The sequence below is a fragment of the Exiguobacterium sp. s57 genome, assembly GCF_018617685.1.
GTDB lineage: Bacteria > Bacillota > Bacilli > Exiguobacteriales > Exiguobacteriaceae > Exiguobacterium > Exiguobacterium marinum.
Map to the genome: position 1 here is coordinate 133,290 of NZ_JACSKR010000004.1, position 25,169 is coordinate 158,458.

The 25,169-nt window shown below is 46.6% G+C and carries 28 protein-coding genes; 17 read left to right on the plus strand and 11 right to left on the minus strand.

All coding sequences use genetic code 11. From position 1 onward, the window contains the following. Positions 1–20: 20 nt before the first annotated feature. Positions 21–728, plus strand: coding sequence for a hypothetical protein (locus KNO98_RS10845; protein WP_026824625.1), 708 nt, complete (start codon positions 21–23; stop codon positions 726–728). A gap of 33 nt (positions 729–761) precedes the next feature. On the opposite strand, the gene KNO98_RS10850 is transcribed toward KNO98_RS10845, so the two are convergent. Continuing rightward, complete coding sequence (locus KNO98_RS10850; protein ID WP_214700864.1) at positions 762–1,313, minus strand: hypothetical protein; 552 nt, start codon at positions 1,311–1,313, stop codon at positions 762–764. A gap of 144 nt (positions 1,314–1,457) precedes the next feature. Between KNO98_RS10850 and KNO98_RS10855 the strand changes: the two genes are divergently transcribed. Genes KNO98_RS10855 through KNO98_RS10865 form a run of 3 tightly spaced genes read left to right on the plus strand, consistent with a single transcriptional unit; the run spans position 1,458 to position 4,104 of the window. Beyond that, positions 1,458–2,108 (plus strand): response regulator transcription factor, encoded by a 651-nt coding sequence (locus tag KNO98_RS10855; RefSeq protein WP_214700866.1) that lies wholly within the window; start codon positions 1,458–1,460, stop codon positions 2,106–2,108. Next, the gene (locus KNO98_RS10860) at positions 2,105–3,373 is read left to right on the plus strand and encodes a HAMP domain-containing sensor histidine kinase (protein ID WP_214700867.1); all 1,269 of its coding nucleotides are present in this window, start codon (positions 2,105–2,107) and stop codon (positions 3,371–3,373) included. The genes KNO98_RS10855 and KNO98_RS10860 overlap by 4 nt, the downstream gene beginning before the upstream one ends. Next, positions 3,364–4,104 carry an AAA family ATPase gene (locus KNO98_RS10865; RefSeq protein WP_214700994.1) on the plus strand — a complete coding sequence of 247 codons (741 nt, stop codon included), beginning with the start codon at positions 3,364–3,366 and terminating at the stop codon, positions 4,102–4,104. The genes KNO98_RS10860 and KNO98_RS10865 overlap by 10 nt, the downstream gene beginning before the upstream one ends. A gap of 111 nt (positions 4,105–4,215) precedes the next feature. Here the strand turns inward: KNO98_RS10865 and KNO98_RS10870 are convergent, their stop codons facing one another. Then, complete coding sequence (locus KNO98_RS10870) at positions 4,216–4,653, minus strand: hypothetical protein (protein ID WP_214700869.1); 438 nt, start codon at positions 4,651–4,653, stop codon at positions 4,216–4,218. A gap of 126 nt (positions 4,654–4,779) precedes the next feature. Then, positions 4,780–6,567, minus strand: coding sequence for a type I phosphomannose isomerase catalytic subunit (locus tag KNO98_RS10875; protein WP_214700871.1), 1,788 nt, complete (start codon positions 6,565–6,567; stop codon positions 4,780–4,782). Positions 6,568–6,700: 133 nt separating this feature from the next. On the opposite strand from KNO98_RS10875, the gene KNO98_RS10880 reads away from it, so the two are divergent. From KNO98_RS10880 to KNO98_RS10915, 8 genes are all read left to right on the plus strand, one after another. Beyond that, positions 6,701–6,997: a PTS sugar transporter subunit IIB gene (locus KNO98_RS10880; protein ID WP_026824620.1), complete on the plus strand. Its 297-nt coding sequence runs from the start codon at positions 6,701–6,703 to the stop codon at positions 6,995–6,997. 5 nt (positions 6,998–7,002) lie between these two features. Then, positions 7,003–7,347, plus strand: coding sequence for a PTS sugar transporter subunit IIA (locus KNO98_RS10885; RefSeq protein ID WP_026824619.1), 345 nt, complete (start codon positions 7,003–7,005; stop codon positions 7,345–7,347). A gap of 23 nt (positions 7,348–7,370) precedes the next feature. Beyond that, entirely contained in the window at positions 7,371–8,678 is a 1,308-nt protein-coding gene (celB, locus tag KNO98_RS10890; protein ID WP_026824618.1) for a PTS cellobiose transporter subunit IIC, read from the plus strand. Between the two features lie 38 nt (positions 8,679–8,716). Further along, a complete protein-coding gene (locus tag KNO98_RS10895; RefSeq protein WP_026824617.1) occupies positions 8,717–10,141 on the plus strand; it encodes a glycoside hydrolase family 1 protein in 1,425 nt (474 codons plus the stop codon). A 79-nt stretch (positions 10,142–10,220) separates the two neighbouring features. Then, a complete protein-coding gene (locus tag KNO98_RS10900) occupies positions 10,221–10,949 on the plus strand; it encodes a GntR family transcriptional regulator (protein WP_214700872.1) in 729 nt (242 codons plus the stop codon). A gap of 134 nt (positions 10,950–11,083) precedes the next feature. Further along, on the plus strand, positions 11,084–11,218 hold the full coding sequence (locus tag KNO98_RS10905) for an ATP-binding cassette domain-containing protein (protein ID WP_214700873.1): 135 nt from the start codon (positions 11,084–11,086) through the stop codon (positions 11,216–11,218). Next, positions 11,215–11,826: an SAM-dependent methyltransferase gene (locus KNO98_RS10910; RefSeq protein ID WP_214700874.1), complete on the plus strand. Its 612-nt coding sequence runs from the start codon at positions 11,215–11,217 to the stop codon at positions 11,824–11,826. The genes KNO98_RS10905 and KNO98_RS10910 overlap by 4 nt, the downstream gene beginning before the upstream one ends. Before the next feature lie 16 nt (positions 11,827–11,842). Further along, on the plus strand, positions 11,843–12,505 hold the full coding sequence (locus tag KNO98_RS10915; RefSeq protein WP_214700875.1) for an NAD(P)H-dependent oxidoreductase: 663 nt from the start codon (positions 11,843–11,845) through the stop codon (positions 12,503–12,505). A gap of 38 nt (positions 12,506–12,543) precedes the next feature. On the opposite strand, the gene KNO98_RS10920 is transcribed toward KNO98_RS10915, so the two are convergent. Next, positions 12,544–13,179, minus strand: coding sequence for a nitroreductase family protein (locus tag KNO98_RS10920; RefSeq protein WP_214700876.1), 636 nt, complete (start codon positions 13,177–13,179; stop codon positions 12,544–12,546). Then, positions 13,176–13,622: a MarR family winged helix-turn-helix transcriptional regulator gene (locus tag KNO98_RS10925; RefSeq protein WP_026824611.1), complete on the minus strand. Its 447-nt coding sequence runs from the start codon at positions 13,620–13,622 to the stop codon at positions 13,176–13,178. Before KNO98_RS10925 ends, KNO98_RS10920 begins: the two co-directional genes overlap by 4 nt. Before the next feature lie 181 nt (positions 13,623–13,803). On the opposite strand from KNO98_RS10925, the gene KNO98_RS10930 reads away from it, so the two are divergent. From KNO98_RS10930 to aceA, 3 genes are all read left to right on the plus strand, one after another. After that, on the plus strand, positions 13,804–15,987 hold the full coding sequence (locus KNO98_RS10930) for a malate synthase G (RefSeq protein ID WP_214700878.1): 2,184 nt from the start codon (positions 13,804–13,806) through the stop codon (positions 15,985–15,987). Then, a complete protein-coding gene (locus tag KNO98_RS10935; RefSeq protein ID WP_214700880.1) occupies positions 15,984–16,280 on the plus strand; it encodes a hypothetical protein in 297 nt (98 codons plus the stop codon). The genes KNO98_RS10930 and KNO98_RS10935 overlap by 4 nt, the downstream gene beginning before the upstream one ends. Before the next feature lie 75 nt (positions 16,281–16,355). Further along, entirely contained in the window at positions 16,356–17,624 is a 1,269-nt protein-coding gene (aceA, locus tag KNO98_RS10940; protein WP_214700882.1) for an isocitrate lyase, read from the plus strand. Between the two features lie 52 nt (positions 17,625–17,676). Here aceA and KNO98_RS10945 read toward each other — a convergent pair whose 3' ends face one another. Further along, positions 17,677–18,873 carry a LysM peptidoglycan-binding domain-containing protein gene (locus KNO98_RS10945; protein WP_214700884.1) on the minus strand — a complete coding sequence of 399 codons (1,197 nt, stop codon included), beginning with the start codon at positions 18,871–18,873 and terminating at the stop codon, positions 17,677–17,679. A gap of 264 nt (positions 18,874–19,137) precedes the next feature. Here KNO98_RS10945 and KNO98_RS10950 point away from each other — a divergent pair, with 264 nt between their 5' ends. Further along, entirely contained in the window at positions 19,138–19,887 is a 750-nt protein-coding gene (locus KNO98_RS10950; RefSeq protein ID WP_214700885.1) for a FixH family protein, read from the plus strand. Between the two features lie 31 nt (positions 19,888–19,918). On the opposite strand, the gene KNO98_RS10955 is transcribed toward KNO98_RS10950, so the two are convergent. From KNO98_RS10955 to KNO98_RS10975, 5 genes are all read right to left on the minus strand, one after another. After that, positions 19,919–21,544 (minus strand): ABC-F family ATP-binding cassette domain-containing protein, encoded by a 1,626-nt coding sequence (locus KNO98_RS10955; protein ID WP_026824605.1) that lies wholly within the window; start codon positions 21,542–21,544, stop codon positions 19,919–19,921. Between the two features lie 134 nt (positions 21,545–21,678). Beyond that, a complete protein-coding gene (locus KNO98_RS10960; protein WP_026824604.1) occupies positions 21,679–22,128 on the minus strand; it encodes an SACOL1771 family peroxiredoxin in 450 nt (149 codons plus the stop codon). A 51-nt stretch (positions 22,129–22,179) separates the two neighbouring features. Beyond that, positions 22,180–23,418 carry a peptidase T gene (gene pepT / locus KNO98_RS10965; RefSeq protein ID WP_214700886.1) on the minus strand — a complete coding sequence of 413 codons (1,239 nt, stop codon included), beginning with the start codon at positions 23,416–23,418 and terminating at the stop codon, positions 22,180–22,182. Between the two features lie 102 nt (positions 23,419–23,520). Next, a complete protein-coding gene (locus KNO98_RS10970) occupies positions 23,521–24,195 on the minus strand; it encodes an LrgB family protein (RefSeq protein WP_026824602.1) in 675 nt (224 codons plus the stop codon). Further along, positions 24,192–24,545, minus strand: coding sequence for a CidA/LrgA family protein (locus tag KNO98_RS10975; RefSeq protein ID WP_214700887.1), 354 nt, complete (start codon positions 24,543–24,545; stop codon positions 24,192–24,194). Before KNO98_RS10975 ends, KNO98_RS10970 begins: the two co-directional genes overlap by 4 nt. A gap of 119 nt (positions 24,546–24,664) precedes the next feature. Between KNO98_RS10975 and KNO98_RS10980 the strand changes: the two genes are divergently transcribed. Next, on the plus strand, positions 24,665–25,150 hold the full coding sequence (locus KNO98_RS10980; RefSeq protein WP_214700888.1) for a P-loop nucleotide/nucleoside kinase family protein: 486 nt from the start codon (positions 24,665–24,667) through the stop codon (positions 25,148–25,150). Positions 25,151–25,169 lie beyond the last annotated feature (19 nt).

Consider the following 25,169-nt stretch of genomic DNA (forward strand, 5'->3'; position numbering starts at 1 on the left):
TTAATGCGGGAGGGGCTTATGTGTTCGAGTTAAGTTTTTGGTTTGCACTCGGTTTTGCGATGATTCACTTTTTTTCAGGAAAGCTCATTCATGTGCGTGAAGTGCCGAGGAGCCGTTTTTTATCAGTGGCGGGCGGGATTGCCGTTGCTTATGTATTCCTTCATCTATTGCCAGAGTTAAATGAGTACCAACGTGAACTAGAAGGGGAGATTGGAAACAACGTCTTCGCCTCCCTCGAGAACCATATCTTGATCATCAGTATGTTAGGACTGGCTGTCTTTTACGGGCTCGAGCGATTCGCAACGGCCAACAAACGTAAACAAAAACCGTATGTGTTTTGGATTCACATAGGTTCATTCACGCTCTATACGTTTAGCATCGGATATGTGCTCGCAGAAAGTGAATTTCAGTCAAATGGGACGATGTTTCTTTACTTCATAGCGCTTGGCATTCACTTTGTTACGGTCGATCAAGGATTGCGTCAGCATCATCAACAACTTTATGATCGACAGGGACGCGTCTTGTTAGCGCTTGCTGTACTTGTAGGGTGGGCGGTCGGTTCGTTTGGAGAAGTGAATGGACTCGGTCTATCTATCGTTGTCGCCTTTTTGGCAGGTGGCGTCATCTTGAACGTCATGAAAGAAGAGTTACCTGCTGAGCGAGAGAGTAGTTTTGGTGCATTTTTGATTGGTCTATTAGGATATGCGTTTTTATTACTCGTCATATAAAAAGGCAGCCACCGCGTGTGGCTGCCTTTTGACTTACAAGCTGTTGCTTTGATTCTCTACATTGCTATCGTTCTCTGTTGAAGCGTCGTCATGATGTGGTCCGTGACCATGGCCATGGCGACCACCTTCTCGTCCACCGCGCATACCGCGAGCATCTTCTAAATCATCGTAACTCGTCACGTCAGCAAAGCGCTCTTCGTGATCTGCAAGGATTTGATCGGCCTCTTCTTGAGTCAATTTCCCGTCTTCCACAGCGGTCGTAAGTTTTTCTTCGTGTGACGTCATGATCGCGTCGATGAATGCATCAATTGAAATGCCTTTTTCTTCTGCGAGCTCATGAATCGACTGTCTATTTTCACGGGCTGCATCCACTTCTTCTTCTGTCAATCCGAGCGCCTCGATAAGCGCTGTATGACCCGCTTCTCGGTCACCAGCCATGCCAGGACCTCTTTCTCCACGCTCGCATTGTGTCGATTCCGTCGTTGTCGATTCATCTGTCGTCGTGTCATTCGTCGCGGCATATACGCCAGTGCCTGAGACAGCCAATAGACCGGCCAAGGCGATTGCTAATTTTGTTGATTTCATGTATATCTCCTCCTTTTGATACTTCAAGTGTAGAACTTGAGAGAACTGAAGTTGTGAGAGAGTTGCAAGATTTCTGCAAATTGTCTTTGGGAAACGGTGGGGCACTCCATGTGTACGATATAATGGATGTGGAGGCGATAGAAGATGAACGTACTCGTAGTGGAAGATGAACAAAAACTTGCGGACGGCATGTCTCGCTTTTTAGTATATGCAGGGTTTAATGTGACAGTGGCGATGACCCTCAGCGAAGCGAAGCAACAGCTACATCAACAATTTGATGCGATCTTATTGGACGTTCGCTTACCGGACGGGGAAGGGTGGACGTTAATCCCGACATTAAAAGCGCAACAGCCATCGCCTGCCATCATCTTGACGACAGCACGTGGCGAGGCGGATGATCGCGTATTCGGATTAGAACTTGGGGCGGACGATTATTTGGTCAAACCCATCGTTTTGAAAGAATTGGAGATTCGCCTGAAGCGTCTCGTGAAACAGGCCGATTTGATTCGGTTCGGTGCGCTCACCATCGACATCAAATCGAGGATGGTACAAGAGAACGGAAGAACGCTCCGGCTGACGAACAAAGAATATGAACTGCTCTTGTATTTATGGAAGCACGTCGGCGAGGCATTGGACCGGAATCGCCTACTCGACGATGTATGGGATTATGCGTTCGTCGGAGATACACGTACGGTCGACACCCATATTAAACAATTACGTGATAAATCACCTACACTAAAAGAACAGCTGAAGACCGTCCATCGGGTCGGTTATCGATTAGAGGGACTGTCATGAATCGCTTAATGAAGAAATTATTGTGGACAGCTATCTTGCCCCTTGCTGTGATGGCGCTTTTAACATTTGGTCTCACGTCACTTTTAATCGGACGGTTCGCAGAAGAGGAGACGTATACACAATTGGAGCGCGAGGCGGCGATCGTGTATGAAGCCATCCAAGAAGGACGAGGAATTCCAGGTCAATTAGACGTACTCCTATTTCAGGACGGGCAACGTATCGAGCTAGAACGTGGTGGACGGATGCATCGCATGATGCCGATCAGCCTCGACCCGGATGACTTAACAGTTCAGGACGAGGTGAGTGTGAACGGGACTCGTTTCTTGACGTATTTGCAAGAAGAAGGGAACGTTCAAATTGTGACGTACAGTCCTGTGCCATTCTCAAATCCGCAGTTTCAGCAAATCTATCTTATCTTAGCGGGTGGATTTATTTTGGCACTGATGGTTGCCATCGGTGTCACGTTTTGGATGAGTCGACGGCTCACGCAACCGCTCGTCGAGTTGAAGCAAGCGACCGCATCGATTATGGAAGGACAACATCACATTACTCTTCCGAATGTGACGAACGATGAGATTGGGGATTTGACCGTCACGATCGGACAAATGAACGCCTCCCTTCAAGAAAAAGAGGCACTTCAAAAATCGTTCATCTCTGGAGTGACCCATGATGTGCGTACACCGCTCGCTATTGTCCGGAATGAGGCGGAAATGTTGGAGCTCGGTGTCGTTAATGAGATGGAGGTGGCTATTACGGGCAAAAGCATTACGGAGGAAGTAGACCGAATCGACCGGCTCGTCAATCAGATGCTCGAATACTCAAAGTTGTCCTCTGGGACGATTCCACTTGAAATGGAATCGCTTCAACTAGATGACTTAGTTCGCCGATTAACGTCACGCATGTCCGAGTGGTTCCGACAAAAAGACGTGACGCTCGATCTGCAACTCGAAACGGTATCGATTCAAGCCGATCGATTGGCGATGGAACGGGTTCTCTCGAACTTTTTAAGAAATGCGTATGAAGCGAGCCCTATCGGCGGACGTATCACAATCAAACTGACACCTAATCGACTAGAAGTGACAGACGAAGGGAACGGGATTGACCCTGCCGTCCAACCTTCGATTTGGGATATGTATGTGAAAGGAGACCGCTCAAACGGACATGGTCTAGGTCTCGCTATCACGAAATTACTTCTTGAAGCACAAGGACTTTCTTATGGGGTCGAGTCAGAGAAGGGGGCGACGTTTTGGATCGAATGGACATGACTTTATTTTTACGTGGGGTACGGTTAGAGAAGGAACGCATCCATTCGACGGGCTATCCGTACTCATTACCCATCTTTCAGACACTCGATGAACTGACGTTTCATCATCCGGTCACATTTCTTGTCGGAGAAAATGGAAGCGGGAAGTCGACATTGATTGAAGGGATGGCCGTAGCGGCAGGATTCAACCCGGAAGGTGGGGCACCATCCTTCCAATTCGAAACGGAGTCGACACATAGCTCATTGTATGAGGCGTTACGTCCGATTCGAGGACCATATCGTCCGAAGGATGGCTTTTTCTTACGTGCCGAGACAGCATACCAGCTATCGAGTTATGTGGATGAGATGGCGAAATCAGGGCGTGACCCTGAACGGTTTTATGAGTCATACGGCGGACGTTCCCTTCATGAGCAGTCGCACGGGGAAGCGTTCCTCTCCCTCATGTTGCATCGATTCCGTGGCGATGGCCTCTATATTTTGGATGAGCCCGAGGCCGCATTGTCACCGATGCGGCAACTGACGATGCTTGCTCGGATGCATGAACTTGTACAATCCGGCAGTCAATTTATCATCGCCAGTCACTCGCCCATCTTGATGTCGTATCCGGGTGCGATGATCTTACAAGTGGAGACGGGACTTTCCCCGACGCCGTTTGACGACCTCGAGCATGTACGGGTCATGCGCGACTATTTACAAGCGCCGGAGCGGATGCAGCGGATTTTATTCGACTAAAAAACGGCCTCGGCCGTTTTTTTCATGCTTTCGTAATCTTTCGCAATAAGATGATCGCGAGACTAACGCCTCCGGCAATCAACATATACGTAACAATATCCATCCACGTGCTCATTCGTCGTCTCCTTCCGCAAATAAAGCGAGTTCTCCTTGAGGCATCGCGACCAATAGATAGTCGTCTCCGCCAAGTGGTCTCGCGTCCCCTGCTTGCCAGCACTCAAAGTGCTCTTGGTATCCGTTGATGAAGAGAAGAGAGCCGGATTCAAATTCCAGTTCGAGATGCGGGTGATCGTCTCCGAGCCGTACGTGATGGATGCGCTCTCGTCTTAAGCGCATGAGCTGTTCGAGTTGTTCACCTTCGTCAAACGTGTTTTGTGTGGCGTGTACATGCCACGGTCCCTCGATAGAGATCCAAGATTCCAGTCCTTGGCGACTGAAATAGAGGAGATGATGGTTCGGGCCGGAACCGAAGTCGATTCCGACAAAGGAAGAGGCGATAAAGAGGTGATGCAAAATAGATGTCGCTTTTTCGTACTCTGTGGTAGACACACCGGCACCTCACTTTAACAAGTTACTATGATTATCATTTCACGTTACCATGCTAAAGTAAATGAATCTAACTCAGTCTAGGAAAGAAAGTGTAATTTCGGTTTGTTTCTCGTTTTTCAAATCTTATTACGCGTCGACAAAGGCAGCGCCGATCACGCCCGCATCTCCTGACAATTGAGTGAGGCATAGACGCGTTTTTCCACTAGCATGTGGATACATTTTATTCGAGACTGCTTGTTGTAATTCGTTCCAGAAGAATGAGGACGACATCATGACACCACCACCCAATACAATCACATCCGGATCGACGGTATGAATGATGTTGGCTAGTCCACTGGCGAGTTCTTCGACAAAGTGATGGCGGTCTTCGGCATCCAATAATAGCGAAGGCACATTTGTGTATCCTTTATCGTTAGCTCGCTTTATGAGTGCTGTACCACTCGCTAGTGATTCGAGAGACCCTTTGTTGAGAACAGGGTGAGAAGGACCGTCCAAGCGGATGATCATATTCCCGATTTCACCTGCACTTCCGTTTGCCCCTCGAATGATTTGATGTTTATACACGTAACCGCCACCAATTCCCGTGCTGACTGTTACATAAAAAACGGAATCGCACCCTTTTCCAGCTCCGAATTTCGCTTCTGCGAGTGCAGCAGCGTTCGCATCGTTTTCAAGCGAGACAGAAAGATTTAAGCGTTGTTTTAAAGGTTCAATGATTTTTTGATTATGCCAATTCGGAAGGTTCGGAGGAGTTAAAAACATCCCTCTCTTTAAATCGAGAGGCCCGGGTGCCACGATGCCGACATGCTGGATGTCGAACTCGACACCGAATTGATGGATCGCCATCTCAATAGATTGTAGTGTCTCCTCGAAAGGTAATTGCGGTTGTGTTCTAAACGTGTATTGTTTTAATACATCTCCCTTTAATGACACAGCGGCAATCCGAGTGTTGGTTCCTCCTAAGTCGATACCGATTCGAATGGTTTGTTTCTCATCGGAAGGAACACCAGCTACAAGACAAGTCGCTTCTCCCTCAATCAAGAATGACTCATTGGCAGGAAGGAGGAGTGTGCCGCCGGTATGGACTTCCATATCGTCAATAATTAATGTTCCTTGAACGACAGATAGTAACCGAAACGTGTCAGTAGTGATCCTTTCTTTCGCGGCAACATTCCATTTTTCAACAAAGAAAAACAAATTTTTCGTCAAACTTGTTCGAAAATGATCCAGTTGACGCATTGGTTCGCTGTATTCAAGATGAGGGACGAAAGAAGCGGTTGTCCCCTTTTCCACATGAAGTTCACGAGGACAACCGGTCGTCAAATCCAGCCGATTGTAATCGTATAGACGATAGGTTGTGTCTGAACTTTGTTGAATTTCGAGTACGCATACTCCTCTTGTCAATGCATGGATTGTTCCAGCCGGGACATAGAAAAAATCACCGGGACGAATCGATTTTCGTATCAAACCGTTTTCCAAATCTCCTGTTTCAAGCGCTTTATTGAATTCTTCCGAGGTGGTATAGGAGTGACCGTAAATGAGTGTCGCATCTGCCGGAGCATCTAAAATGTACCAACATTCATTTTTTCCATAAGGTTCATTTTCAAGTCGGTTCGCTAATGAATCATCTGGATGAACTTGTACAGACAAATCGTCGTTTGCGTCAATCCATTTAATCAGTAGAGGAAACTCGTCCGAGCTAATTTGAAACAACTCTGGATGTTGTTGATAGAGCTCACGTAAAGACAGACCGAAGTAAGGTTCAGACGCAACAGAAGTTCCTCCTTTTTCTAATGCAGAAGCTGTCCAGGCTTCACCAATCGAATGTTCATTGAATTCAAAACCAAATTGCTTCAGACGTTCTCCACCCCAAAGTCGATGTTGATAGTGTGGCTGTAAAAGAATAGTGCTCATATCCGTCCTCCTTCGAAATTAATATACACTTATAAATTTAAAAACTAAATAAAGTTTAAATCAAGTATAGACATGGAATTAATCATGTGTATAATAAAAGTTGTAAACGATTTCAAATAAGGAGTGAAGACGCATGAAGAAAATCTTATTAGCGTGTAGTTCTGGTATGTCGACGAGTTTGCTCGTGACGAAAATGAAAGACCATGCCACATCAATCGGGGATGAGGCAAAAATTTGGGCAGTCGGACAAGACCAAGTCGTAACCGAGATGGACGAGGCGGATGTGATTTTGATCGGTCCACAAATGCGATTTTTATTAGACAAATTGAAAGCGCAAACATCAACACCGATTGAAGTAATCGATATGATGGCATACGGCACGGCGAATGGCAAAGCTGCGTACGAACAAGCGTTGAAATTAATGGGGTGAACGAGATGGAAAATGTCGATGAATTAACATTGGAGCAAATGGCATTCATGATGATTCTGCACAGTGGCAATGCGAGAAGTACGATTCAGGAAGCGATTCAACTGTACAAAACGAGTTCTTATGAAACGTTTGAAGAAAAGATTGTTGAGGCACGTGAACAACTGAAAGAAGCACATCAAACACATTTCTCACAAATTCAGCGAGAAGCAAATGGAGAAAAAACAGATGTATCATTATTGCTTCTTCATGCAGAAGACCATTTAATGTCTACGCAAACGATGCTCGATTTGACAGCTAGTTTGGTCGAAATGGTCGAACAAAAGATTGTAAATCCTAATAAAGAAGGGTGAATCATATGTCACAGGACAATAAAATGTTCAACATGATCAGTAAACTGCTCATGCCGATGGCGACCTATTTAAATAACAGTCGCTATTTACAAGTATTGCGAGATGCCTTCATGCTTGCTTTCCCAATTACCATGTTTGGGTCAATCATCGTTGTTATTGCCAACCTGCCATTTCTCGATCGCTTTATGTCCGAGAGTACATTAAATATCTTTAAATCATCATTAGGCATTGCACCTTCAGCAACAATGGGAATCATGTCCTTATTCGTTGTGTTTGGGATTGGATATTATCTTTCAAAAAGCTATGAAGTTGAAGCTGTATTTGGCGGAGTAATTTCTTTGGTTTCATTCCTTTTGGTCACTCCATTTGTAATTGAGATTGAAGGAATGAGTGAAGCCGTAGGTAATGTCCTTCCGTTAGATCGTCTTGGAGCAAAAGGGATGTTCCTTGCGATGATTACTGGATTTCTTTCTGCTGAGATGTATCGTTTTGTCGTTCAAAAAAATTGGACTATTAAAATGCCTGATGGAGTACCGCCGGCAGTGGCAAAGTCTTTCTCGGCCTTAGTACCGGCACTCCTCACGCTTTCAGTTTTCTTATCAATCAATATTATTGTCACTAATATTTTCGAGATGAACTTGCATGACATTATTTTCGATGTCGTTCAGCAACCCCTCGTGAAGTTAGGGAATGGTCTCATTCCAACGTTAATTGCAATCTTCTTCGTTCAGCTATTTTGGTTCTTCGGACTCCATGGTCAAGTTATCGTCAACTCGGTAATGGACCCGATTTGGAACACGCTATCCGTTGAAAACTTGACAGCTTATACATCGACTGGGGAAGTACCAAACATCATCAGTAAGCAATTCATTGAAATCTACACGGTTGGGCTTGGTGGTTCAGGATCAACACTCGCTGTCGTTGTTGCCATTTTATTGTTCTTAAAATCAAAACAGTTGAAACAAATCGGAAAACTTTCCATTGGACCTGGACTATTCAACGTAAACGAACCGGTCATCTTCGGACTTCCAATCGTCATGAACCCGCTCATCATGATTCCTTGGATTGTCGCACCACTCGTGACGGTAACGGTCACGTATTTCGCGATGTCGACAGGTTTAGTGCCACCGCCGACGGGTGTAGCCGTTCCATGGACCGTCCCTATGTTCTTAAGTGGAATTATGGCCACGAATTCGCTCGCGGGAGGTCTTCTTCAAATCGTGAACTTCTTTATCATTTTGACGATTTGGTTCCCATTCTTGAAATTTATTGATCGAATGAACTTGAAGAAAGAATTAGAAGAATCAACAGATAAACAGGAAGCAGTGTAAACAAATAGAGAAAAATAGAAACAAGGGAGAGATAAATGATGACGAACCCGACACAAACACGTACGAAAGAGCAAAAGACGTATCAATTTCCGACAGACTTTTGGTGGGGAACGGCTTCTTCTGCTACACAGATGGAAGGTGCTGCTTTTGAAGGTGGAAAAGGATTGAACATTTGGGATTACTGGTACATGCAAGAGCCGAACCGCTTTTTCAATGGTGTGAGCGCGACAGAAGCCTCAAACTTCTATCATTTGTATGAAGAAGACATCGCATTGATGAAAGAACTCGGGCATAACACGTTCCGTTTCTCCATTTCGTGGTCACGTCTTTTTCCGCAAGGTGTCGGGGAAGTAAATGAAGAGGCGGTCACATTTTATAACAATGTCATCAATTGCTTGATTGATCATGGTATCGAACCGTTCATCAATCTGTATCATTTTGATATGCCGATGGCGCTTCAGGAGCAAGGTGGTTGGGAGTCACGAGAAGTCGTTGAAGCATATGTCATCTTTGCGAAGACATGCTTTGAGTTGTTTGATGATCGCGTCAAGAAATGGTTCACGCATAACGAACCGATCGTACCGGTAGAAGGTGGATATTTATATGATTTCCATTATCCGAATGTTGTCGATTTCAAGCGAGCTGTCCAAGTGGCGTACCACTCTATTTTATCGAGTGCAATGGCAATCAAAGCGTATCGTGACATGGAACTATCTGGGGAGATCGGAATCATCTTAAATTTGACGCCCTCATATCCGAGAAGTCAGCACCCAGCTGATTTGAAAGCAGCGCGTATTGCCGATGCGATGTTCAATCGTTCGTTCCTCGACCCATCTGTTTTAGGGACGTTCCCTCAAGAATTAGTAGATGTGCTGAAGTCGGAAGATGCGATGCCACTTATCGAGAACGGGGATCTTGAAATCATTCGAGAACATACAGTCGACCTTCTCGGTATCAACTATTATCAGCCACGTCGCGTGAAAGCAAAAGCATCGCTTCCTAATCCGGACGCGCCATTCTTGCCAGAAAACTTATTTGACTACTATGAGATGCCTGGACGGAAAATGAATCCGTATCGTGGATGGGAAATTTACGAAAAAGGAGTCTATGATATATTAATCAATCTAAAAGAAAACTATGGTAATATCCCGTGCTTTATTTCAGAGAACGGAATGGGTGTCGAAGGTGAAGAACGTTATCGTGATGAAAACGGGAGTGTCCAAGACGATTATCGGATTGACTTCATTCGCGAACATCTGAAATGGATGCATCAAGCGATTGAAGAAGGGTCGAACGTGAAAGGCTATCATCTTTGGACATTTATGGACAACTGGTCATGGAGCAATGCTTATAAAAATCGCTATGGATTTGTTGGCATTGACTTGGAAACACAACAACGAACTGTAAAAAAATCAGGGAACTGGTTTAAACAGTTGATTGATGCTAAAGGTTTTACAGAATAATAAGACAAGCTGACAAAGACTACTCTTTGTCAGCTTTTTTTGATATATTGTACATATATGTCTATACATGAGGTGCTATATGTCTAATAAGAAAAAACCGAAATATGAAACCATTGCTGATGAGATGCGTAAAAGAATTATTGAACACGTTTACCCGCTAGAAAACGCACTACCTGATGAAATTCACCTGGCCCAAGAATTTGGCGTGAGTCGTATGACCATGAAGCGGGCACTTGAGATTCTTGTCATGGAAGGGTTGATTTATCGTAAACGTGGTAAAGGAACATTCATTTTACAGTCTAGCTTCCAAAAAGGTCGCATCAACGTGATTAGTAAAGAAACGAGAGGATTGACTCAAGTGATTGGGGATCGTTCGTTACGAAGTGAAGTCCTCAATTTTGAGGTGAAGTTTCCGAGTCAGGAAGCCGCCGATCATCTCATGATTGAGCTGACAGAACCGGTCTATGAAATACGTCGCGTTCGTTATGTAGACGACGAGCCGTATGTCATCGAATTGACGTACATGGTTGCTAACCTCATTACAGGAATCACACGTGAGATTTTAGAAAAGTCCGTGTACGCTTATATTCAAGAAGATCTTGGCTATACGATTACAAGCTCACATAAAGTGATTCGAGCAGATAAGCCGGATGAGTACGATCAAGCTTACTTGAAGAATGATATCACTGAACCGATTATTGAAGTCGAGCAAGTCGTCTATTTAAGTAACGGGAAACCGTTCGAGTATTCGTTTGCCCGTCACCGATACGATAAATTTGTGTTTTCATCGGTCAATATTGTGAAGTGAAAGTCGCCACGATGGCGACTTTTTCGTAAGGGGAATCTATCGTGGATGTGAAAATTGACCAAGCAGGATACGAAATGAACGAATCCGTCATTCAAGACATCGTGATTGATGTTCGGGCAGGTGAAATTTGAGGGATGATTGGGTTGAACGGTGCTGGTAAGACGACGACGATTGCGTGTCTCACGGGAACGATTCCCTGGATGAAGGGAACCATCGAGATGAAGCGGCATCCATTCTTCCAATCCATTCAAGAAAGAGGTTCTTTATGAACGAACAGCAATATGAGCAACTCCTACATATCCAGACCGCCAAACCTCAGCAAGGATTCCCGTCCTCGGTGGAATACCATCGTTATGAACCGACCCCTTACGAGGCACTCGATTTGCTTCGGGATGCCTATCCGTTAGAGTCGACGGACACCATCGTTGATTTTGGTTCAGGCAAGGGGCGTCTCCCGTTCTATTTGGCGTACACGTTTCATGTTCGGGCAATCGGTGTCGAGATGGATGGTGGGTTTCACGAAGAGTCGCTCCAAAATTTGGCGAGCTATACGAAGAAGCATCGGACTCGAGGAAGCGTTCAATTGGTGCAGGAATTTGCAGAACAGTTTTCCATCCCGTCAGAGGCGAACCGATTCTACTTTTTTAATCCGTTCTCGGTCAACATCTTTCGGCAAGTGATTGCTCACATCATCGAATCCGTTGAAGCGAATCCCCGTCCGGTCGATGTGATTTTGTATTATCCGGCGGATGCATATCTACACTATTTGAATGATGAGACCCCCTTTCAATGTGTACAGACGGTTCGACTGCCGCTGAAGAATCTTCATGAGCGATTTTTGATTTACCGGTTTGATATGATGGAGTCATCTTGGTAATGGAGGAGTGAGTACGATGAAAAAGAAAGACATTCTAGAAGCGTATCGTTGGCGTCAAGCGACGAAAGAATTTGATGCGGATCGTAAAATCAAAGAAGATGACATGGAATTCATTTTAGAGACAGGACGTCTTTCACCGAGTTCGTTCGGGTTTGAACCATGGCAATTCGTTGTGGTCCGTCGGGAAGATTTGCTCAAAAAAATTAAAGATCACGCATGGGGAGCGCAAGGGCAGGCTTTGACCGCGAGCCATTTCGTATTGATTCTCGCAAGAACACCGAAAGCCATGCGTTACGATGCGGACTATATTCGGAACATCGTGACGAGTGTGCAAGGCCGGACGGAAGAAGAGTACGCACAGCGCGTGAAGCGGGTCCAAGAGTTCCAGGAGAACGACTATCGTCTCTTGGACGATGAACGCGTCTTCCAAGAGTGGATCAAGCGTCAGACATATATCCCACTTGGGAACATGATGACGGCGGCCGCACAAATCGAGATCGATTCTTGTCCGATTGAAGGGTTCAATCAAGAGGAAATTGATGAGCTGCTTATCTCAGAAGGTGTCATGGAGCGAGGCGAATGGTCGCTTTCGGTCATGGTCGCATTTGGGTATCGGTCGCGCGATTTCGCACCGAAAACACGTCGTGACTTTAACGAAGTCGTCAAATATATCGGATGAAAAAAGGTTCAATCGCTGAGGCGATTGAACCTTTTGAATTATTTCCAGTCTGTGATGCGGTCGACTGGGAAGCGTACTGATGGGTAACCTTCTTCTGCTGCTTTCCCGATTGAGAGAAGCATGACTGGAAGGTAACGTTCTTTGTCGAGACCGAACGCTTCAGCGATGTTCGCTTTGTCGTATCCACCGATTGGGTTTGTGTCATAACCATGTGCCCGTGCGACGAGCATGAGTTGCATCGCAACGAGACCTGAATCGAGCATGATGCTATCTTTAATCATTTCTTTCGGTGCATCTTTGAAGATGCCTTTGATCATGTCGACTTGGCGGTCGCGGACTTCAGCGGGCATTATGCCACGTTCTACAGCTGTATTGAAAATCTCTTCTGTGTAGTCTGCCATTTGGTAGTCAGCGAAGAGCGCGATGACAGCTGAAGACGTTTCTACTTGGCGTTTATTGAAGCTTGAGAGTGGAAGGAGCGTCTCTTTTCCTTCTGTGCTATCGATGACGACAAAACGCCATGGCTGTAAGTTAAGTGATGAAGGCGCCGTTGTCGCTTCTTCAAGAATTTGTGTCATTTCTTCTTTTGAGATTTTGACGTTCTCATCGTATACACGAATCGAGCGGCGTCCTTTGACAATCTCCATAAAGTCTTTTTGTGTAGCAGTGTTCATATTGTAGTCTTCCTTTCATGGTCAATAGTATCTTGTAACATCGTCAGGGATGCTAATAACTGTTGTTGATCCTCTACCTTCATGTTGACAAAAAGTCGGTCCGTTAAGCACTGTTTTTGCTCAGTCCAATGTGCAATTTGTTCACGGCCGTGGTCTGTCAACTCGACATAGATGACACGGTTGTCTTCTTCACATCGTCTCCGCGTGATGAGTCCTTGTGTCTCTAATTGTTTCAAGTGTCGAGTGATAGCTGCGTGATCGACATCGACGCGTTGTTGCAATTCACGTTGACGCAATGGGCCGACATGATACAAATTGCTTAAAATGTCATAGCGACTTAAGCTGAGTCCGTCCATTTCAGAGTCGAATAATTGCCCCATTTCTTTTTGTACGGTGATGATGTGATAGAGAATTTGATCGCGAAGCGAGCAAGAATCTCGCATGCATATCGCCTCCTCGAATCATTGATAACTCAATTATTGATGGGTCACACAATGTATAGTAAACCCATCCTGACAATATTTCAAATAAAAAGTTTTAACAAATGGGTTGTCAAACTGTTGTATAATAGTCTATATTTTAATAAACTGATATATAACAACGACTAAGGGAGGATGTGAGCGCTTGGAACACTATGAACGACTAAATACGTATCATGTTCATGAGAAGCTGTTCGAATTTGTGAATGAAAGTATACTAGAACCTCATGAAATCAACAATTTTTGGGAAGGTGTCGAATCGCTTCTAGAGCGTTTCATTCCAGTCAATCAGACGCTTCTAGAGCAGCGAACGACATACGAACGACTATTACAGGATTGGTACAGTCGACAAGATGAAGTCGATCCCATCAAATACGAGACGTTTTTAACTTCAATCGGCTATATCGAACCGGTCGTCAAAGATTTCAACATCGATGTGTCGGATGTCGACCGTGAAATCGCCCATCAAGCTGGACCGCAACTCGTCGTACCATTAGACAATGCCAGATACGCACTCAATGCCGCCAATGCCAGATGGGGAAGTCTCTACGACGCCCTTTATGGAACAGATATGATTGAAGAGGCAGACGGTATGGAAAAAGGACGAGAATATAATCCCGTTCGCGGTAATGAGGTCATCCGCATCGCTAAACAGTTTCTCGATGATTCGTTCCCGCTACCATCAGAATCTCACGAGAAAGTGACACGTTACTTCGTTCGTGACGATGTCGCCTATGCGGTGGCTGGGGAAGACGAGTATTCGTTCGCTCATGATTCATTCGTCGGCTACACCGGGGAACCGAACAAGTTACGCACATTGATGCTTCAGCACCATGTCTTACACGTCGAACTTCAATTTGACCGCGAGCACCCGATCGGCAAAATCGATCCTGCTGGACTGATGGACATTGAGCTCGAATCAGCCCTCTCCGCGATTGTGGACTGCGAGGACTCGGTCGCAGCCGTTTGTGCGGAAGACAAAGTTCATCTGTATCGTAATTGGCTCGGCTTGATGGACGGGACGCTTGAAGCCTCGTTCCAAAAGAATGGGAAGCGACTCTCTCGGCGTTTAAACGAAGATAAGCGTTTGATTGGAAAAGATGGAGCGGAAGTTGTCCTCCCAGGACGTGCACTCTTATTCATTCGAAATGTCGGACACTTGATGACGACCGACTTGATCCTTGATGCGGAAGGTCGTGAGGTACCAGAGGGGATCGTTGATGCCATCTTCACTTCATTGATCGCGAGTCGCCATCTACATCGGCGCCTCAACTCTCGGGAAGGATCAATCTATATCGTCAAACCGAAAATGCATGGGTCTGAAGAAGTAGCATTCACCAATGACTTGTTTGACGCCGTGGAAGATTTGTTAGAACTTCCGCGCTATACGTTAAAAGTCGGCGTGATGGATGAAGAGAGACGAACGTCGCTCAACTTAAAAAATTGTATCGCTCAAGTAAAAGAGCGGGTCGTTTTCATTAACACGGGCTTCCTCGACCGGACGGGGGACGAGATTCATTCCTCGATGACACTCGGACCGATGCGTCGAAAAGGAGAAATGAAGACGTCACCTTGGCTCGCTGCATATGAACGGTTGAATGTATCAACCGGTCTCGAGAGCGGGTTCCATCATCAAGCACAAATCGGAAAAGGGATGTGGGCGATGCCCGACCGGATGCGGGACATGATGCGTGAAAAAATTGCACACGTACGCTCCGGGGCAACGACGGCATGGGTGCCTTCGCCGACAGCGGCGACGCTCCATGCGATGCACTATCATCAATTCGATGCTTTTGATATACAGCGAGAATTGATGCAACAGCCTGGTTTGAATCATGAACGACAACAGCTCCTCGATATCCCGCTCGCGACACGCATCTATTCGCAAGACGAGATTAAAGAGGAACTCGAGAACAACTTGCAAGGGTTGCTCGGATACGTCGTTCGTTGGGTCGAACAAGGCGTGGGTTGCTCGAAAGTGCCAGACATTCATCACATCGGCCTCATGGAAGACCGGGCAACACTTCGTATTTCGAGCCAACACGTGGCCAACTGGTTGTATCACGGCATCTGTTCAGCCGATCAAGTGGAAGTCACGCTTTATCGGATGGCGCAAGTCGTCGATGAACAAAACGAACAAGATCCGAATTATCGGCCGATGACACCAAACGTCGATCAATCGATCGCCTATCAAGCCGCACACGAACTCGTGTTTCATGGATTGAAGCAACCGAACGGGTACACAGAACCGATCTTACACCGCCGCCGCCGTGAATTTATGAAACGCCAAACCGTAGAGTTAAACCTTAAAGGAGGAACCTCATCATGAATACAAAAAAAATGGAAAGCGAACAGTTGATTGAACGTTGGGTCGTCCGTCGCATCGTATCTGGAGAATCGACAGCTTCTCTTGCGAATACAGCATTCGTATATGGGAATGACTTGATGCGTCTCGTCTTGGATCGAACGGACGGTTCGCTCCAAATCATGAAGGAATCGATTGATGAGGTCGTCGTCTTCCGTAAACCTGAAGATCCCGATGAAGAAAATGTATGTCGTTGCTGCGGGATGGAACATTCATCGTTTAAAGCGGCGCTGGAGTGCTGTGCTTACCTCGACTAAATCGTTTAGTTTGCACTATCTGTTATATAACAAATTAATTTTGTTAAAACTAATATAATACAGGAGGGTTTATAGATGAAACAACGCGAAGAATTGGTGAACAGCTGGAAGTCAGAACGATTTGAAGGGGTAGAACGTCCATACTCTGTAGAGGATGTCATGAAATTACGGGGGTCTATCGTGATTGAACAGACGCTTGCGACAAAGGGAGCGGAACGCTTGTGGCAATTGATGCACGATCGTGACTACGTTCATGCACTCGGTGCGTTGACTGGAAACCAAGCCATCCAACAAGTGAAGGCAGGACTTGAAGCCATCTATTTGAGCGGATGGCAAGTAGCGGCGGATGCTAACCTTTCGGGTCAGATGTATCCGGACCAAAGTCTGTATCCGGCCAACTCAGTGCCAAGTGTCGTTAAACGAATCAACCAGGCACTTCAACGTGCAGATCAAATTCAAACGGCAGAAGGAAAAGGCGATACACATTGGTTCGCACCGATTGTCGCAGATATGGAAGCAGGATTCGGTGGGGTACTCAACGTATTCGAATTGACGAAGGCGATGATCGAAGCGGGGGCTGCTGGCGTTCACCTCGAAGACCAGCTTTCGTCTGAGAAGAAATGTGGTCACCTCGGTGGAAAGGTATTGCTCCCGACACAGACGGCTGTGAAAAACTTGATCTCGGCGCGACTCGCGGCAGACGTCATGGGCGTCCCGACGATTATCGTAGCGCGTACAGATGCGCACGCGGCGAACTTGATCACGAGCGATATCGACCCAATCGATCATCCGTTCATCATTGGAGAACGTACACCGGAAGGCTTCTATCGCACGGAAGCCGGTATCGAGCAAGCGATCGCTCGTGGTCTCGCGTATGCACCATATGCAGACCTCGTATGGTGTGAGACGTCTGAACCAGATTTGGCAGAAGCCCGTCAATTTGCCGAAGCGATTCATGCGAAGTATCCTGGCAAACTTCTCGCTTACAACTGTTCACCATCGTTCAACTGGAAGAAGAAGTTGTCAGACGAAGAGATTGCAACGTTTCAACAAGAGATCGGTGCGATGGGGTACAAGTTCCAGTTCGTCACGCTCGCTGGATTCCACGCGCTCAACTTCGGGATGTTCGAACTTGCACGCGGGTACAAAGACCGTGGCATGGCGGCATATTCAGAGTTACAACAAGCAGAATTTGCGGCTGAAGTACATGGTTACACGGCGACACGTCACCAACGTGAAGTCGGAACGGGTTATTTCGACGAAGTGTCGCTCGTCATCTCAGGCGGACAATCGTCCACGACAGCACTGGCTGGATCAACAGAAGCGGAGCAGTTCACAAATTAATGAGAAGCAAATAACCGCTGCACGTGCAGCGGTTATTTTTGTTTGGGGCGTGTCATTTCGGAATGGTCAACACCTGACCGACACTGATGAGATTGACGTTCGTGATGTTATTGGCGGCAGCGATTTTTGCGACAGTCGTATTGTACATGGTCGCAATCTTATAGAGCGTATCGCCCGACTTCACGGTATACTTTACGGTCGTTGCAGGTGGTGGTGTGACGGTTGTTCCAGGAATGATGAGCACCTGACCGACACTGATGAGATTGACGTTCGTGATGTTATTGGCGGCAGCGATTTTCGCGACAGTCGTATTGTACATGGTCGCAATCTTATAGAGTGTATCGCTCGACTTCACCGTATACTTCACGGTCGTTGCAGGTGGTGGTGTGACGGTCGTTCCTGGAATGATGAGCACTTGTCCGACGTAGATTAAGCTATAGTTCGTGATGTTGTTGGCAGCCGCAAGCGCCGAGACGGTGACACCGTATGTCCGTGCGATACCGTATAACGTATCACCTGACTTCACGGTATACGTTTTGTTCGTCGACGTGTTTTGATATGCAAGTAATTGCGAGACCGTGACGAATTGGTACCCTTTTGCTTTGAGTTGTGAAATCATCGTTGGGAGTGCGAGCGGTGTACCCGGGGCCCCGGCTCCAGTATGCATCAAGACGATTGAACCCGGTTTAATATTGGTTTGTACTTTCGTGTTGATTTGGCTCGCGGTCAGTCCTTTCCAGTCAATCGTGTCGATGTTCCATTGAATCGTATATCCGTATCCGGCAGCACCGACACCGTTCAATACGGCACTATTGACGGCACCAAATGGAGCTCTAAAAATCGGCTTTGTCGTTTTTCCGGTAAACGATGTAATCAAGGCTTCTGTGCGGTCGAGTTCGGATTTCATTTGAGTAGCATTCAGTTTCGTGAAATCAGGGTGTGTATATGAGTGGTTACCGAGCTGATGTCCTTTTGCGGCGATATTTTTAATGTATTGTGGATGGTTGTTCGCACCCGAACCTGTCAAAAAGAAAGTAGCTTTGACGTTGTTTTTTGCCAAAATGTCTAAAATTTTGTTCGTGTTTGCGCCGTCTGCCCCGTCATCGAACGTCAACGCGACGACTTTACTCGTCGTGTTCACGCTCGTAATAAATTTTGAAGCGGCGGCACTTACGGAAATCGATTGTGTGATCACCATCGCCAATAAGATGAAGAGTGCCATCGCCCCACGAATGACCTTACGTTTCATCTGAATTCGCCTCCATTCATGATGTCATCTTCTTGATGTTAAGAATTTCCGAATGCACGATACATATATTTTATATACCCGTTTTTTGAAATGAAGGACTAAAATACGGAAATGGGTTTATAACGAATTTGTATCGACTAGATGTGTGAAATTTGTGAGAATGTATCGTGGGATATATCACAGAATGCTCACACTATTTTTGGGAAGAGATGGTATCATGAACAATGTGTGAAAGATGTAAGCGATTTATGAGGAGGATTCATGATGAAAAAGATGATGACACGGTTTGGGGTCGTGTTTGGGCTTTTCGGGTTGTTTATACTCGGAGCGTGCGGTACGGAGAAAGAAGCAGAAAGCGCGGCTGTTCCACAATCGATGGAACCGGTAGAGGCAGAGTTGACGGTTGCCGCAACAGCGGAAAAAGGAGAAACAGTGCCATTGTCGGTCCATGTCACGCAAGAAGGTCAACCTGTAGACGACGCAGATGAAATCAAGTTTGAAGTATGGAAGAATGATGCGAAAGAAGAGAGCGATATGATTAAGGCGACGCTCACGAAAGATGGCGTCTATGAAGCGGAGACGACGTTCGCTGAAGAAGCTGTTTACACGGTCCAAGTTCACGTTACGGCTCGTTCGATGCACACGATGCCAACGACAAAAGTAACAGTCGGACACCCAGAAACAGCTGCCGAAGAAACAGAGGATAGTGAGCATCATCACCACGCTGGAGCAGACATCACACTTGATCCAAAAGAGGCGACAGCAGGTGAAGAACAGCCGTTCATGGTGCACGTCATGATTGAAGAGGAGATGCTCGCGGGGGCAGACGTACAACTCGAAATCTTCCAAGACGGGGCAGACAAACATGAGTGGGTGAAGTTAGATGAAGCAGATGCTGGGATGTATAAAGGTGCACACACCTTTACTGAATCTGGCGCATACAACGTTCAAGTCCATGTCACAAAAGGTCATGATATTCATGAGCACGTGATGGAGACGGTAGACGTTAAATAAAAAATCGGCTCGCGTTGAGCCGATTTTTTTATTATGCATTTTGATAGAGGGATTCAACTTGTTGTTGAAGCGTTTCATTCTCGAGGAACTCATCGTACGATGCTTCTTTGTCCACGATGCCGTTTGGTGTCACTTCGATGATGCGTGTCGCAATCGTCGAGATGAGCTGATGGTCATGTGAGCTGAAGAGGAGTACGCCTTTGAACGTCTCGAGACCATTGTTGAGAGCTGTGATCGATTCAAGATCCAAGTGGTTCGTCGGATCGTCGAGGACAAGCACGTTCGAGTTCGAGAGCATCATCTTCGAGAGCATGCAGCGTACTTTTTCTCCCCCTGAGAGGACAGACGCCTTCTTCATGACTTCTTCACCTGAAAAGAGCATGCGACCGAGGAATCCACGAAGGAACGTATCTGACTCATCGGCAGGTGAGAATTGACGCAACCAGTCCAAAATACTCTTTTCTGAGCCTTCGAAGTACTCCGAGTTGTCTTTCGGGAAGTATGACTGAGTCGTCGTCACGCCCCATTTGACCGAACCTGTATCTGGCTCCATCTCACCCATAAGAATTTTAAAGAGTGTTGTGATGGCAACGTCCGAACGACCGACGAATGCGACTTTGTCCGTCTTGTTGAGTGAAAACGTGACGTTGTCGAGTACTTTTACGCCATCGATCGTCTTCGATACGTTGTCGACATAGAGAACATCGTTCCCGATCTCGCGCTCCATCGTGAATCCGACGAACGGGTAACGACGTGACGACGGACGAATGTCATCGAGTGTGATCTTATCGAGCAACTTCTTACGTGACGTCGCTTGACGGGCCTTTGAGGCGTTCGAGCTGAAACGCGCGATGAAGTTTTGAAGTTCTTTGATTTTCTCTTCTTTTTTCTTGTTCTGGTCTGAAGCCATACGTGTAGCAAGTTGGCTTGACTCATACCAGAAGTCGTAGTTCCCGACATACAATTGGATTTTTCCAAAGTCGAGGTCTGCCATGTGCGTACAGACTTTGTTCAAGAAGTGACGGTCGTGGGAAACGACGATAACTGTGTTTTCAAAGTTGATCAAGAACTCTTCCAACCATTGAATCGCTTTTAGGTCAAGTCCGTTGGTCGGCTCGTCTAAGAGGAGGATATCTGGCTTACCGAAGAGCGCTTGGGCAAGAAGGACTTTGACTTTCTCCCCACCTGTGAGTTCGCTCATTTGTTTCTGGTGGAGCGCTTCTGTGATGCCGAGACCTTGAAGGACCATCGAGGCTTCTGACTCTGCTTCCCAACCGTTCAACTCAGCGAATTCGCCTTCGAGTTCAGCTGCGCGCATCCCGTCTTCATCTGAGAAATCTTCTTTCATGTAGATGGCGTCTTTTTCTTTCATTACTTTGTAGAGACGCTCGTGACCCATGATGACGGTCTCGAGAACCGCACTGTCCTCATACGCGTAATGGTCCTGTTTGAGGACGGCGAGACGCTCACCCGGTGTGATGCTGACATCACCTGTCGACGTATCTTGCTCACCTGATAAAATCTTTAAGAATGTTGATTTACCGGCACCGTTCGCACCGATCAATCCGTAACAGTTGCCTGGCGTGAACTTGATGTTCACCTCTTCGAACAACTTGCGGCCGCCAAATTGTAGGCTGACGTTATTTACTGTAATCATGTATGGTATCCCTCGTTTTTCTGATTAGTTTACGACGTGTATTGTATCACGTTTTTGAAAATCGCGCAGTGTCGCATAAGAACTATAATGATGACATAGGCAAAGTCACAGAAAAAGCCATCATCATGACGGCTTTAGTCGACTCGTATAACAGTCGTATCGAGTTCAAACGCCACATTTCCTGCGAGCGCGCGTGAAATCATACATTGATCTTTCGCTTTTTTCGCAATGCGCTCGACCAACGTGATCTCTCGATCCGTCATCTCTGACGGGACTTGAATCGTTGTCGCATAGCAAATCGTCTCGTAAGTGAAGATGCCGTTCGTCACATCGACGATTCCTTCCGCGTCAATCGTGATGCCACGGTGAGTCAGATCACTTCGTCCGAGTACGGCTGCGAGTGTGATGATATAACACGTGGCCGCTGCCCCGAGTAACATCTCATCCGGATTTGTGCCGACTCCAGGACCGTCCATTTCGGGTGGAATCGAAATCTGTGTCTTTAATCGCTCGGCCTCGAGGGTACCGACGTCATTTCGTCCGCCATCCCAGCCGAGGTTCATGCTAAATGTATGTTTCATCAAAATCGCCTCCAATGTCTCTAGTGTAAAAGAGAACGATTGGAGGCGCATTTGTTATGCTTGTGCACGCTTCGCGAATGTGCGAAGTGTTTCGATGATGACCGTTGTTGCTTTTTCCATGTTGTTCACAGAGATGTATTCGAACTTCCCGTGATAGTTTTCGCCACCCGTGAAAATGTTCGGTGTCGGAAGACCCATGTAAGAAAGTTGCGATCCGTCTGTCCCGCCACGAATCGGTTCAATCTTCGGTTCGATGTCAAGGCCGCGCATGACGTCAGCGACGGTATCGACGATGTGTTTCACCGGTTCGATTTTCTCGGCCATGTTGTAATACTGGTCTTCCATCTGGAGCTCAATCCGCTCTTCCCCGTATTTTTGTTTCCATTCGAGGACAAGTTTCTCCATCAATGCTTTACGCGCTTCAAACTTCTGTTTGTCGTGATCGCGGATGATGTATTGAAGCGTCGTCTTCTCCACATCCCCATTGAAGCCGTTCAAATGGAAGAATCCTTCGTAGTTGCTCGTACGTTCTGGTGCCTCATCAGCCGGTAAACGGTTTTGGAACGCCATAGCGAGTTTCATCGAGTTCACCATCTTATTTTTCGCGCTACCTGGGTGCACGTTCGTCCCGTGGAAGGTGACGGTCGCACCGGCTGCGTTAAAGCTCTCATACTGTAACTCTCCGAGCGGGCCACCATCCATCGTGTAAGCGAAATCTGCATTGAATCGGGCGACATCGAATTTATGTGGTCCACGTCCAATCTCTTCGTCCGGTGTGAAAGCAATGCGGACCGGTCCGTGTGGAATCTCAGGGTGAGCCAATAAGTATTCGACGGCTGTGACGATTTCAGCAATCCCTGCCTTATCATCCGCACCGAGGAGTGTCGTCCCATCGGTTGTCATGAGCGTATGCCCGACATACCCGTCCAGTTCTGGGAAGTCTTTTGGTGATAAGACGACATTAAGCGACTCATTCAAGACGATGTCGCCACCTTCATAATGCTCGACGAGTTGAGGGGAGACGTTCGTTCCTGTGAAGTCGGTCGCTGTATCCACGTGAGCGAGGAATCCGATTGTCGGGACGTCATGATCGACGTTACTCGGAAGTGTGGCGAATAGGTAGCCGTATTCGTCCGTCTCGACGTCTGTCAGTCCAAGTTCTTTCAATTCCTTTTCCAAATGACGAATCAAATCCCATTGTTTGGCCGTCGATGGTGTTGTCGTACTCGTGAAGTCAGACTGTGTATCGATCTTTGCATAAGTCATTAAGCGTTCAATTAATTTTGCTTGCATGGATTGCCCTCCTCTAATAAGTTTCATCTTCATTAGTTTATCACGCGCGCTCGAAGTCGAAACAAAAAAGTCACGCCCATCGATGAAATGGGTGTGACCTGTTCAAAAGAGAAACGGATATAAAATGGGCAAGATAAACGATGTGAAGATGGCTGTCAATCCCATCGCGGCACCACCTGTAGCGCCAGACAGTGGATGTTCAGTTGCCGCCTGAGCGGTCCCGATTCCGTGACTGATGGTCCCGAGCGCAATGCCACGCGTGAACGGGTCGTCCATATGGATCGATGTCAATAATACCGGTCCGAGCATCGCACCTAAAATACCGCAGGCGACGGCAATCGAGGCCGCAAGTGTCGCATCCCCTTCTAGTTGTCGAGCCAATTCAAGGGCAATCGGGGACGTAGCAGACTTGACCGATAGCGCAATCAACACGTTTTCGGTAAACGAAAGCAATTTCCCGAAAAGCACAGCGACAAAAATTGTGGAGAGGGACCCGATGACAATCGCACTCAAGGCTCGCTTTGCCCGGGCGAGTAACACGGGTAAGTTGCGATAGAGTGGCAATCCGAGAGCGACCGTCGCTGGCCCGAGTAAGATCGTGATGATATCGGTAGCCGGTTTATACGTATCATAGGACTGTCCTGTCACGAGTAATAGGAGAATCAAAATCGCTGTACTTAAGAAGACGACATTGGTGAATGGAGAAGCCCACTTCATGGAGAGTCGACGACTAAGGGAATATACGAGAATCGTCAATCCGATCCAGACGTATGTCATGACGTCTCACCTTCTTTCCCGGAAACGAGCGCCGTCACAATCATTCCGACCGCCATGCTAACGAGTAACGTGATGAGGAGTGGGATGCCGGCAGCTTTTAACAACGTACCGTATGCCATGAGACCGACGGCAATCGGGATGAAGAAGAAGGCGAGATGCTTCGTCAAATATCCGGCACTGTCTTCAATCCATTCCACGCGAATGACTTTTGTCAGTAAGAGGACGAGCAAGAGCACCATACCGATGACGCTGCCTGGTACTTTCCAAGAGAATGTTTCGACAATCCAGTTGCCGAGTGTACTCAACCCGAACAAGAGCGTGAGTCCAATCACCCATTTTAATAATTTCATTTACATGACTTCCTTTCGCATCAATCAAAACGTATGAATCTTCTCAAATTCAACGGGATAGGTCAAGAGAAGGGTATAATACGTTTATTCTACTCGATGAAGAGGAGGAAGATAGAGCGATGGAAGAGAAGGGAACACTTTATTTCTTATGTGGAAAAATGGGGGCTGGAAAATCAACGAAGGCCAAACAACTGGCTACTGAAAAACAAGCCGTTCTTTTGTCCGAAGATGAATGGTTATCTACCCTATATCCTAATCAAATTCATACGTTTGAGGACTACAGAAAACATGCTACTCTGCTGAAGCCACTTCTTGAATCTCATGTGAAACAATTGTTAAAACTAGGGATGAATGTCGTGATGGATTTTCCGGCAAATACGAAGTCGTCTCGAGCCTGGTTTCTAAAACTTGCACAGGACGTGGGAGCGGATCACTGCTTGGTTTATCTAAATCGAAGTGACGAACAATGTCTTCGACAGATTCATAAACGTCGCATCATGGAACCGGAACGAGCGGCATTTGATACGGAAGAGGTCTTTCATCATGTGACATCATTCTTTGAAGTTCCGGATTGTGCGGAACAGCTATATATCATTGAAATATAAAACATGCGCAGCGGAATAA

What these genes read in the sequence shown, in the direction of transcription:
- KNO98_RS10970 (WP_026824602.1), bottom strand. Translation starts at nt 24,195, where the DNA reads ATGACATACGTCTGGATCGGATTGACGATTCTCGTATATTCCCTTAGT.
- KNO98_RS10865 (WP_214700994.1), top strand. Translation starts at nt 3,364, where the DNA reads ATGGACATGACTTTATTTTTACGTGGGGTACGGTTAGAGAAGGAACGC.
- celB (WP_026824618.1), top strand. Translation starts at nt 7,371, where the DNA reads ATGTTCAACATGATCAGTAAACTGCTCATGCCGATGGCGACCTATTTA.
- KNO98_RS10950 (WP_214700885.1), top strand. Translation starts at nt 19,138, where the DNA reads ATGAAAAAGATGATGACACGGTTTGGGGTCGTGTTTGGGCTTTTCGGG.
- KNO98_RS10895 (WP_026824617.1), top strand. Translation starts at nt 8,717, where the DNA reads ATGACGAACCCGACACAAACACGTACGAAAGAGCAAAAGACGTATCAA.
- KNO98_RS10860 (WP_214700867.1), top strand. Translation starts at nt 2,105, where the DNA reads ATGAATCGCTTAATGAAGAAATTATTGTGGACAGCTATCTTGCCCCTT.
- KNO98_RS10945 (WP_214700884.1), bottom strand. Translation starts at nt 18,873, where the DNA reads ATGAAACGTAAGGTCATTCGTGGGGCGATGGCACTCTTCATCTTATTG.
- KNO98_RS10850 (WP_214700864.1), bottom strand. Translation starts at nt 1,313, where the DNA reads ATGAAATCAACAAAATTAGCAATCGCCTTGGCCGGTCTATTGGCTGTC.
- KNO98_RS10880 (WP_026824620.1), top strand. Translation starts at nt 6,701, where the DNA reads ATGAAGAAAATCTTATTAGCGTGTAGTTCTGGTATGTCGACGAGTTTG.
- aceA (WP_214700882.1), top strand. Translation starts at nt 16,356, where the DNA reads ATGAAACAACGCGAAGAATTGGTGAACAGCTGGAAGTCAGAACGATTT.
- KNO98_RS10885 (WP_026824619.1), top strand. Translation starts at nt 7,003, where the DNA reads ATGGAAAATGTCGATGAATTAACATTGGAGCAAATGGCATTCATGATG.
- KNO98_RS10920 (WP_214700876.1), bottom strand. Translation starts at nt 13,179, where the DNA reads ATGAACACTGCTACACAAAAAGACTTTATGGAGATTGTCAAAGGACGC.
- KNO98_RS10980 (WP_214700888.1), top strand. Translation starts at nt 24,665, where the DNA reads ATGGAAGAGAAGGGAACACTTTATTTCTTATGTGGAAAAATGGGGGCT.
- KNO98_RS10855 (WP_214700866.1), top strand. Translation starts at nt 1,458, where the DNA reads ATGAACGTACTCGTAGTGGAAGATGAACAAAAACTTGCGGACGGCATG.
- KNO98_RS10925 (WP_026824611.1), bottom strand. Translation starts at nt 13,622, where the DNA reads ATGCGAGATTCTTGCTCGCTTCGCGATCAAATTCTCTATCACATCATC.
- KNO98_RS10915 (WP_214700875.1), top strand. Translation starts at nt 11,843, where the DNA reads ATGAAAAAGAAAGACATTCTAGAAGCGTATCGTTGGCGTCAAGCGACG.
- KNO98_RS10975 (WP_214700887.1), bottom strand. Translation starts at nt 24,545, where the DNA reads ATGAAATTATTAAAATGGGTGATTGGACTCACGCTCTTGTTCGGGTTG.
- KNO98_RS10905 (WP_214700873.1), top strand. Translation starts at nt 11,084, where the DNA reads ATGATTGGGTTGAACGGTGCTGGTAAGACGACGACGATTGCGTGTCTC.
- KNO98_RS10900 (WP_214700872.1), top strand. Translation starts at nt 10,221, where the DNA reads ATGTCTAATAAGAAAAAACCGAAATATGAAACCATTGCTGATGAGATG.
- pepT (WP_214700886.1), bottom strand. Translation starts at nt 23,418, where the DNA reads ATGCAAGCAAAATTAATTGAACGCTTAATGACTTATGCAAAGATCGAT.
- KNO98_RS10910 (WP_214700874.1), top strand. Translation starts at nt 11,215, where the DNA reads ATGAACGAACAGCAATATGAGCAACTCCTACATATCCAGACCGCCAAA.
- KNO98_RS10875 (WP_214700871.1), bottom strand. Translation starts at nt 6,567, where the DNA reads ATGAGCACTATTCTTTTACAGCCACACTATCAACATCGACTTTGGGGT.
- KNO98_RS10935 (WP_214700880.1), top strand. Translation starts at nt 15,984, where the DNA reads ATGAATACAAAAAAAATGGAAAGCGAACAGTTGATTGAACGTTGGGTC.
- KNO98_RS10955 (WP_026824605.1), bottom strand. Translation starts at nt 21,544, where the DNA reads ATGATTACAGTAAATAACGTCAGCCTACAATTTGGCGGCCGCAAGTTG.